Below are 9,745 nucleotides of genomic sequence, written 5' to 3'. Positions count from 1 at the left end.
ATTTTACTAGGTGGATTAGGCGGTATGGCGCCTAGTCGGCGAAAGGATATCGCACGCTTAGGGCTCAGAGCAGTGTTAGCAGGATCTATGGCTAACCTTATGAGCGCAGCAATTGCTGGGTTTTTCCTCTCGCTAGCTTAGAAACTTAATGAGATGAACACCGGTGTTGCAAAACAAGAAGATAGTACTTTAAGGGGTTAAAGCACTATCTGACTTGAACGATACTTCACCAAGGGCCGCAAGGCCCTTTTATCGTTTTAGGGCCCTTATAAATATATTCTTCCTGTTAAAAACAACTTTCTCTTTCTTACCTTTAAGTACATATACGCGCATGGCTTTTTATATTTTTGCGATAAATTTGTATTATTGAAAAGTGGTAAATTATAAATTTTAGGCCACACTTAGGTTTATCCTAATGTAACCTACTGTTTTATTGATGTTCTACCTTTAAGCACACTCATAAAATAGCCGCTATTGATAAGTCGATTTATATAAATGCGTAAACTTTTATTAGTATCGTTGTTTGTTTTTTTTAATAGCTACGCAAGCTCTGACCCTCTTTTAGTTGTCACGGAACTCTCGCCGCCCGATCAAATACTCGTTGATGGAAAAGTGACAGGCAAAGGCACTGAGTTTATAAGGGCTATTTTTGCAAAGGCGAACCTAACGCCCGATATACAAATGTACCCATGGGCGCGAGCATTTAGACTTGCCAGCACTATCCATAACACCTTTATTTACACCATAGCGCGCACAAAAGGGCGAGAAAATAACTTTCATTGGATAGGCCCAGTTTCACATTTTGAGCTTGCTTTTGTTGCGCTTAAAGAGCGTGACGACATAATTATTAACAATACTGAGGAAGCAAATAAATACAAAATAGCGATGCAACGTAACGACTTTTCTACTGATATATTAACCAACTTGGGGTTTGAGGTTGTACTAACCACCGATATACAAAAATCGTATGCGTTACTGGTTGCTAAAAAAGTAGACTTAATTGTTGATGACCCCGAACTAATACATCAAATAAGTCAGTATTTGCCCACCCCTGACGCTGAATTTAAAGCCATATATAATGTAGAAGAACTCAAGGTAGATGCCTATTTGGCAGCAAATAAAAACACCGATATGCGCTATATAAACGCGCTACAAAAAGCCTTTTACACACTTAAAAATACCCAAGGGCTACCCTAGCCCCTAAGCTAAACCTTACTTATTTAAGCGCAGTTTTAACGCTTAGTTACGTTAATTAGTGGCTAAGTAATGAAATTTAAAATAGGGGCTTAGTGATTAATTATTGCTATATGGCGCTATGAACGAATCGAGACTGCGCTCTTGTTTTAGCACTTTAAAGGCGCGTTGAAAGCGCTCTACTATGTGCTGCGGCACCGCTTTATTAAACGCTAAATAATTATCTTTAAGATCGTTACTTACAGGTAGTTCAGTAAGTTGCTCTACATCAAGTAAGCTCACGTTATAAGGCTTTAATTGGTTATAAATAACGTGCTCCGAGCCTAAAATAAGATCTATTTTATTGTTTATAAAAAGCTGAATATATTGTTGCTCTTCACCAAACGTCATTAAGTTTTGCCCATTTACAAACCCTATTTTTTTGACCAATGATTGATATATATCTCCCCTTACCATGCCTAACGAATAAAGAGTGGTGTCGTTAAGGGTATTTACAGTGACATCAGGACGGCTTTTTAACTTATAAAAATAAGTTCGTGCAGTAGTTAACGGGCCAAGCCAATTAAATAAAGGAATTCGGTTAGTATGTTGCGCCATTGAAAAAATGGCTGAATAAGGCTTTTTATGCACAAGCATTGCGGCACGCTTCCAAGGCATGACTTTAAAGTCGCACTCTACTTCTGCTTTAATACACAGTGCGTTGACTATATCGTAGTTAGCGCCAACAAGTTGGCCGTGCTCGTTTATAAAATTATAAGGTGCAAACTGATCTGTATAAATAACTAACTTAAAATGGTTTGCATAAGTAAATGTGCTAAAGAAGAAACAAGCAATAAAAGGAAAGAGTTTTAGAATAACCGCACCACTACATTAATTTATATTATTAAATGATAGATGGCGCTATTTTACAGTCAAATTTTAGACACAAAAAAAGCGCCTTAAGCGCTTTTTTTTATTTTTACTTTAAAAGTAAAAATTATAACGGAGTGATGTTATCCGCTTGAGGACCTTTTTGACCTTGTGAAAGAGTGAACTCTACACGTTGGCCTTCAGCTAAAGTTTTGAAACCTTCGCTTTTGATTGCTGAGAAATGTGCGAAAACGTCTGGGCCGTTTTCTTGCTCGATGAAACCAAAACCTTTAGACTCGTTGAACCACTTAACTGTACCTGATACGATGTTAGACATTGTAATATCCTGATATAAAAATAAAAAATATGCTCATAAGAGCGGGTGTAGCAAAAAATGAGATGGTACTTAAAAACTTCAGGACGGTACTACAAGTATTACTTATACAACAACGAAATGGAGATTTATAAATTACATGCTTTCTTTCTAGCTGCGGCCTACTATATAGAGTTAACTATTTATGTCAAGCCTTTATAGTAATGCTGGCAATAAATAGTGTTTGTGCTTCGCCTTGAATAACTCCCGTGGCTAGCCTATAGCTTAACCCCTGCGCGGCTTTAATAGTTAACTGGCCAATTAAAACAATGAACTATTTAATCTTTAGTTTTTAAAACGGCGGCAGTGAGTACAGCTAATTTAACACCTACTCACCATTTAGATAAAACGTATTCAGCCATGATACACGCCTTACAATTTACCCTGTGTATACAAACAGCTGCACTTTGCAGTTGTACACAAAAATAGATAAGCTACTGCCACTTATCTATTTAGCGTTGGAGTGTGTTTTGCTAAATAAATGCTTTATTTCGTCTGTTGTTTTTTTATCTGGGTGTTTAATGCCATTACAATCTTCTTTTGCTAAGCCTACACTGTCTCTTGAACAACAATTGGGGCAAAAACTAATACTCGATTTACGCTATTTTTGTCAGCAAGGGTCAAGCAAACAATGCAGAACACCGGTTACTACCCTACCTAATGAACTAGCAGCGGCCATTGCTAAGCATAATATTGGTGGTGTAATTTTATTTTCTGAAAACACCCAATCTATTGAGCAAACCATTACCCTTAATAGCCAATTACAAGCTGCGGCGAGTAAATCAAGTTCAAAGCTGCCGTTATTTATTTCGATAGACCAAGAAGGCGGCCGAGTGGCGCGTTTACCACGCGATGTTGCCACTTCATTTACTGGTAATATGTCTATTGGTGCAACCTATAAAAAGTATGGCACTCAATACGCAACCCAAACTGCCACTGTTATAGCTAAAGAGCTAAATTCGTTAGGTATTAATGTTAACTATGCCCCTACGGTAGATGTAAACATGAACCCCGACAATCCGGTAATTAATGTGCGCTCGTTTGGTGAAAACCCAGCGCTTGTCAGTAAGCTAGGCGCAGCACAAGTGGCAGGATTTGAGAGCAACGGCGTTATTACATCGTTAAAGCACTTCCCAGGGCACGGCGATACCAACGTAGACAGCCACACAGGGTTACCACAAGTAAATCACTCCAAAGAAGACATATACCAACAAGACTTAGCTCCCTTTAAACACATAATTGCCACGCAAAACCCAGGTATGATTATGACGGCGCATATTCAATACCCACAACTCGATAACAGTACGTTTGTAAGTGTTGATGGCAAAAGCATGATAAAACCCGCCACTATGTCGCGTACTATAATTACTGACATTTTAAGAGGGGAGTTAAATTATCAAGGTGTGGTGGTAACCGACGCTTTAGATATGGCCGGCATTAGTCATTTTTTCACCCCAACCCAAGCGGTAATCAATACCTTTGCAGCAGGCGTTGACCTAGCGCTTATGCCAATAGAGATCAGAACACCGACTGATTTAAACGCACTCGACAAACTAATGGATGAATTAGTCGCATCTGTTAATAATAAACAACTCAGTAAAGACGAAGTGGCTCAATCGGCTGCACGTATAACCGCTTTAAAAAATAAATTTAAATTAACCACACAGCTAGACCCATTAAGCACTTTGGCTAAAGCAAAAGATATTATTGGCTCTCAAGCACATCGCAAAATAGAAGCTGAGCTTGCCGTAAATGCTATTACTGAGGTTAAAAATAACAATAATGCATTGCCTCTTAATTTAAGCAAAGGGCAACACATCCATATTATTATGCCCGATACCCGAAAATGCATAGCCATGCAGCAAGCGCTTAGCGCTATAAGTACTGCGGCGCTTAAATATAGTTGCAGTAGTTTACAAGGGTTTGACCCTATAAAGGCGCGTAGCTTAATTAAAAATGCAGATGTTGTTATTGCAGGCAACGCTACGCCTAATCAAAGCGCTGTAGAGATTGGAGGAATGGATGATTTGAAAGACGACCCTCGCTTTGCACTCAACACCGCTGAGCAACCTAAAGCGCTGTCATCTTTATTGGATATAGCTGCATCAGTGAATAAAAAAACAATATTTATAAGTTTACGTGCCCCCTACGACATAGCTCAGTTTGGCAGCAGAGCTAATGCAGTTCTTGCTTCTTATGCGTATAATATAGATACAGATAAAAACAATGCTGTTGCGGGGCCTGCATTTACAGCGCTTGCTAAGGTATTGTTAGGCAATGCACACGCTAATGGCGTACTGCCAGTGACCATAAAATAATAATAACAAGGGATAAAAAATGAAACTTAATTGCGATTTAGGCGAAAGCTTTGGCGCATGGAAAATGGGATTAGATGATGAGGTAATGCCTCATATTGATATGGCAAATATTGCGTGTGGTTTTCATGGTGGAGACCCAGATGTAATAGCCGATACGTTGTATTTAGCAAAGCAGCACAATGTACAAATAGGTGCGCACCCAAGTTACCCCGACCAACAAGGCTTTGGCAGGCGCTCTATGGCGCTTAGCGCGCAAGAACTGACCAATTGCTTACATTACCAAATTGCCGCCCTTGATGGCATGGCTAAAGTACAGGGCTTAACACTTAGCTATGTTAAGCCACATGGTGCTTTATATAACGACATGATGAAAAACGATCATATTTTACAAACAGTTATTACTGCTATAGCGCACTACCCTGCACCATTAAAGCTTATGCTATTAGCCACAAAAGACTCTGCAAAACACACCTTTGCCGCCAATAGTTTAGGTGTAGATCTTATTCTAGAAGCCTTTGCTGATAGGCAATATACAGACGAAGGTCATTTAGTATCTCGCCACCTTGATGGCAGCGTTCACGACAAGCCAGCACTTTTAGCACAAGTAAAACAGCTATTAACCGACGGCTGTGTAACCACTCGCTCAGGAAACACCCTAAACTTAAATGCCAACAGTTTGTGCGTACATGGCGATAACGCAGCCGGTATTGCACTTATTAAAGAAATTAAATCACTGTGTGCATCAGCAACCTAACCTTGCTTTTAGCTCGTTATTAAGCCTCAAGCTACAAAACGCATGTTTGCTTTACTTTAAAAACTATTAAGCTGTAAAGGGGCTTTACAGCTTTAACCTCCATTTAGTCCAATCACGTAAAACCTAATATCGCTTTAAAAAAAGCGCAACAGCACAGCACAGTAACAAAGCATAAGTCACACAGCGCAGTAATAAATGGCGCTGCATATAAAAAATTTAACGCAGCAGTTCCACTATTTATTACTCTAAAGTAACCATGTTTTACTTAAACTGGTATTAAATTATAGATTCACCGCATCGCGCTTTTCATCCCTTCCTTGCTGACATATAACTACATATACAAAAACCACCACAGGGATTACAAATGAAGACGCTTTTAGCACTTAGTTTAAGTAGTAGTTTATTACTTGGTAGTAACCAGTTAGCTTTTGCAAAGGACAACACATTACAGCTACAAGATGTGTTTAATCTTGAATACGCCAATCAAATTGATATAACAGACGATGGTAAAACGGTGTACTTTGTACGTAACCGTATGGATATAAAAACGGACCGTAAAGTCAGTAATATTTGGTCAGTTGATTATAAAACTAAACAACTGCAACCGCTTACCTCGGGCGTGCATATGGATCACTCCCCGGTACTATCGCCAGATGGGCAACGCCTTGCGTTTATATCTAACCGCGATGGCAGCAGCCAAATTTATATGAAGTGGCTTAAAACAGGTGCTGTAGCAAAAATTAGTAACCTAACCAGCAGCCCACGCGCAATTACCTGGCATCCCGACTCTCAGCAGCTTCTTTTTAGTATGTTTGTACCAAGTAGCAGTGCACCACCTGTTAACTTACCTGGCAAGCCTAAAGGCGCTACATGGGCCGAACCTGCTAAATTTATAGACGATGTATACTACCGCGCCGACGGAGGCGGTTATAGCCAAAAAGGATTTAGGCAATTATTTGCAATAGATGCAAATGGCGGCAATGCAAAGCAGCTCACACACGATGAGTTTAATAACGCCGGCGAAGTAAGCTTTAGTAAAAACGGCAACAGCCTTTATTTTTCGGCCAATCGGCATGAGCAAAATCAACTAAAGCCCACTAATAGTGAAATTTACCAGCTTAATTTAAGCACCTTAAAAATTACTGCCATTACCAACAGAAACGGCCCTGACCAACAACCTAAAGTATCTCCCGATGGGCGTTACTTGGCCTTTACAGGGTATGATGATAAACGCACCAATTACGAAAACACGCAGCTTTATATTCGTGATTTAAAAACGGGCGATACAAAAAGCCTAACCCCTAATTTTGATAGAAGTGTGGGGCAAATAAAATGGAGTGCTAATTCAAAAGGGGTTTACTTTAGCTACGCAGACGAAGGCCAAACCGCCCTTGCCTACCAACCACGCAGTGGTAAGCGTAAAGTGCTCACCGAGCAAATAGGCAGCGTTGCGTTTGGTCGTCCTTATTCGGGCGGCGATTTTGATGTAAGCGAAGATGGCGATATTGCTTTTACACTTGCCGATACTCAGCGCCCTGCAGATATAGCGACTATAAAACGAGGCAAAGCTCGTCGCCTCACTACACTCAATGCCGATGCGTTAGGCGATAAAGAACTTGCCAACGTAGAAGAAATTTGGCTTAAATCGAGCCACGACCGGCTGCCAATTCAAGGCTGGATTGCATACCCACCTGGGTTTGATAAATCAAAAAAATACCCTCTTGTTTTAGAAATTCATGGCGGCCCGGTGGCCAATTATGGCCCTCACTTTAGTACCGAGGTGCAATTGTTTGCAGCCAAAGGAAACGTGGTTTTATACATGAACCCACGAGGCAGTGACTCATACGGTAAAACGTTTGCCCAAACAATTCATCATAATTACCCAAGTAACGATTTTGACGATTTAATGACCGGCGTTGATGCGCTAATAGCGAAAGGCTTTATTGATGAGTCTAAACTATTTGTAACAGGTGGCTCTGGCGGTGGTGTATTAACCGCATGGATTGTAGGGCACACCGACAGGTTTGCTGCTGCAGTGGTGGCTAAACCCGTTATTAATTGGATCAGCTTTGTACTAACTGCCGACTTTTATCCATTTTTTGCCGATTACTGGTTTCCAGGTAAACCTTGGGATCATATTGAGCACTATATGAAACGCTCACCTATTAGCTATGTAGGTAACGTAACAACGCCCACTATGCTTTTAACAGGGGAGGCAGATTACCGTACCCCTATTTCTGAAACCGAGCAGTTTTATCAAGCCCTTAAGTTGCAAGGTGTTGATACCGCCATGGTGCGTATTCCTAATGCATCACACGGTATTACGGCGCGCCCTTCTAATTTAATGACCAAGGTAGCCTACATTCAATGGTGGTTTGATAAGCACTCAAACAAAAAATAAGCTCCGTGTTTAGGTTTAAAAATAGCCACACCTAAGTGGCTTTTTTTGTAATTACCCACGCTTAGGTTAATTAATGCCAAACTGTAAACCCCCTTTACAGTTTTGTTCTTATCCATATCGGACTTAGGCATTTTTCAGTTAGTAAAATTTCGGTTTATTGTAAATTTAATCGCTTGAGTTGGTAAAAAATCGGTTTGAGCCACTGTTTATAAGCACTCAGTTAGTAAAAAATTGTTTTATAAAGGCACCAGGTTAGTAAAATTTCGGTTTATTATTTTACTTATACTTAGTAAAACAGCTAAAAACAGCCTTTTAATAGGGGGATTTTGCACTTTAAAGCGGCTTTACAGTAAAAAAGCAGCCATATAGCTGTACTTAATATCTACCTAGTTAAATTGTGATCCAGACTAAATTTAGCCGAGTCCGATTTATATTAATACAATAAAAAAAGGGCCTTACGGCCCTTGAGTAACACTATCTAGAAAAGTTAAAACTGGTTCATGGTGTTATCTTCACCACCGGCTTTAAGTGCGTTTTCACCAGAGAAGTACTCTTTGTGGGTATCGCCAATATTAGACCCGGCTAAATCTTGGTGCTTAACTGAGGCTTGCTCGCGGCGAATTTCTTGACGTTGTACATCACGTACATAAGCAAGCATGCCCATATCACCAAAGTAACCTTCTGATAAAATATCGGTGCTTAGTGCAGCCGTATGGTATGTAGGCAGTGTAATTAAGTGATGGAAAATACCCGCTTCACGTGCACCATCGCGCTGGAAGTTTTGCACTAATACATCCGCTTCAGCAGCAAGCTCTGTATCGTCCATTTCTGGCGCCATTAGGCCTTTATTATCACCTAGGCTTGGGTAAGCGCTCAAGTCGCGACCCGCTTCTTGCCACTCTTGGTACACTTGCTCACGGAATTTGAGCGTCCAGTTGAATGACGGTGAATTGTTATAAACAAGTTTAGCATCAGGCACTTGCTCTTTAACGCGGTTAACTAGCTCTGCAATTTGCTTAACGTGTGGTTTTTCGGTTTCAATCCACAATAAATCAGCGCCCGATTGTAAGCTTGTTACACAATCTAGTACCACGCGGTCTTTTTCAGTGCCTTCGCGGAACTGGTATAAACCGTTTTCTAAACGCGTTGGCTTACATAATTGGCCATTAATTTTCATTGCCGTATCGCCTTCTTTTAAATCATCTACACCGTTAATAGGTGTGGTTTCTAAAAACGCGTTGTACTGGCTAGCTAAGTCACATGGCGTTTGTGACACAGGCACTTTTTGCGTAAGGCTTGCACCTAATGAGTCGGTACGCGCAACAATAATACCGTTATCAATACCGAGTTCTAGAAATGCGTAACGTACAGCGTTAATTTTTGCTAAAAAATCTTCGTGCGGTACAGTTACTTTGCCTGCTTGGTGACCACATTGTTTAGCGTCAGACACTTGGTTTTCTATTTGAATGGCACACGCACCTGCTTCAATCATCTTTTTCGCAAGTAGGTAGGTTGCTTCTTCGTTACCAAAACCAGCATCAATATCGGCAATAATAGGCACTACATGTGTCTCAAAATTATCAATTTTATCAAGCACCGCTTGCACATCGCCGCCATTGGCTTTCGCTTCGTCTAGATCATTAAATAAGTGGTCTAGTTCACGGGCATCGGCTTGTTTTAGAAACGTATAAATCTCTTCAATAAGCGCTGGCACTGAGGTTTTTTCGTGCATGCTTTGATCCGGTAACGGGCCAAATGCAGAGCGAAGTGCAGCAACCATCCAACCACTTAAGTAAACATAACTGCGCTTAGTTGTTTTTTGATGACGCTTTATTGCCATCATCATTTGTTGCGCA

At 40.5% G+C, this 9,745-nt stretch carries 8 protein-coding genes; 5 read left to right on the top strand and 3 right to left on the bottom strand.

Translation table 11 applies throughout. The features are described 5' to 3' along the window. Both B4F91_RS01150 and B4F91_RS01145 read left to right on the top strand, forming a co-directional pair. On the top strand, positions 1-141 hold a 141-nt coding region (locus B4F91_RS01150), incomplete at its 5' end, for a nucleoside transporter C-terminal domain-containing protein (RefSeq protein WP_273001744.1). Positions 142-495: 354 nt separating this feature from the next. After that, the gene (locus B4F91_RS01145; RefSeq protein ID WP_286938148.1) at positions 496-1,197 is read left to right on the top strand and encodes a substrate-binding periplasmic protein; all 702 of its coding nucleotides are present in this window, start codon (positions 496-498) and stop codon (positions 1,195-1,197) included. A gap of 96 nt (positions 1,198-1,293) precedes the next feature. On the opposite strand, the gene B4F91_RS01140 is transcribed toward B4F91_RS01145, so the two are convergent. Both B4F91_RS01140 and B4F91_RS01135 read right to left on the bottom strand, forming a co-directional pair. Next, complete coding sequence (locus B4F91_RS01140; protein ID WP_083901803.1) at positions 1,294-1,974, bottom strand: substrate-binding periplasmic protein; 681 nt, start codon at positions 1,972-1,974, stop codon at positions 1,294-1,296. A gap of 196 nt (positions 1,975-2,170) precedes the next feature. Next, the gene (locus B4F91_RS01135) at positions 2,171-2,380 is read right to left on the bottom strand and encodes a cold-shock protein (protein WP_004587186.1); all 210 of its coding nucleotides are present in this window, start codon (positions 2,378-2,380) and stop codon (positions 2,171-2,173) included. 557 nt (positions 2,381-2,937) lie between these two features. Between B4F91_RS01135 and B4F91_RS01130 the strand changes: the two genes are divergently transcribed. The 3 genes from B4F91_RS01130 to B4F91_RS01120 all read left to right on the top strand — a co-directional run bounded on the left by B4F91_RS01130 (position 2,938) and on the right by B4F91_RS01120 (position 7,889). Continuing rightward, entirely contained in the window at positions 2,938-4,734 is a 1,797-nt protein-coding gene (locus B4F91_RS01130; RefSeq protein WP_286938147.1) for a glycoside hydrolase family 3 protein, read from the top strand. 19 nt (positions 4,735-4,753) lie between these two features. Next, on the top strand, positions 4,754-5,488 hold the full coding sequence (locus B4F91_RS01125) for a 5-oxoprolinase subunit PxpA (RefSeq protein WP_054982061.1): 735 nt from the start codon (positions 4,754-4,756) through the stop codon (positions 5,486-5,488). Between the two features lie 364 nt (positions 5,489-5,852). Continuing rightward, positions 5,853-7,889: a S9 family peptidase gene (locus tag B4F91_RS01120; RefSeq protein WP_286938146.1), complete on the top strand. Its 2,037-nt coding sequence runs from the start codon at positions 5,853-5,855 to the stop codon at positions 7,887-7,889. A 487-nt stretch (positions 7,890-8,376) separates the two neighbouring features. Here B4F91_RS01120 and B4F91_RS01115 read toward each other — a convergent pair. Next, the coding region (locus B4F91_RS01115; RefSeq protein ID WP_288635331.1) for an isocitrate lyase at positions 8,377-9,745 on the bottom strand (1,369 nt) is incomplete at its 5' end.

This window comes from Pseudoalteromonas sp. UBA6610, assembly GCF_002433295.1.
GTDB lineage: Bacteria > Pseudomonadota > Gammaproteobacteria > Enterobacterales > Alteromonadaceae > Pseudoalteromonas > Pseudoalteromonas atlantica.
The sequence above is the reverse complement of the archived record's forward strand: the minus strand, read 5'-3'. Positions and strand labels throughout refer to the sequence as shown.

Coding starts and splice junctions, on each gene's coding strand:
- B4F91_RS01120 (WP_286938146.1), top strand. CDS start 5,853: ATGAAGACGCTTTTAGCACTTAGTTTAAGTAGTAGTTTATTACTTGGT.
- B4F91_RS01135 (WP_004587186.1), bottom strand. CDS start 2,380: ATGTCTAACATCGTATCAGGTACAGTTAAGTGGTTCAACGAGTCTAAA.
- B4F91_RS01145 (WP_286938148.1), top strand. CDS start 496: ATGCGTAAACTTTTATTAGTATCGTTGTTTGTTTTTTTTAATAGCTAC.
- B4F91_RS01125 (WP_054982061.1), top strand. CDS start 4,754: ATGAAACTTAATTGCGATTTAGGCGAAAGCTTTGGCGCATGGAAAATG.
- B4F91_RS01130 (WP_286938147.1), top strand. CDS start 2,938: ATGCCATTACAATCTTCTTTTGCTAAGCCTACACTGTCTCTTGAACAA.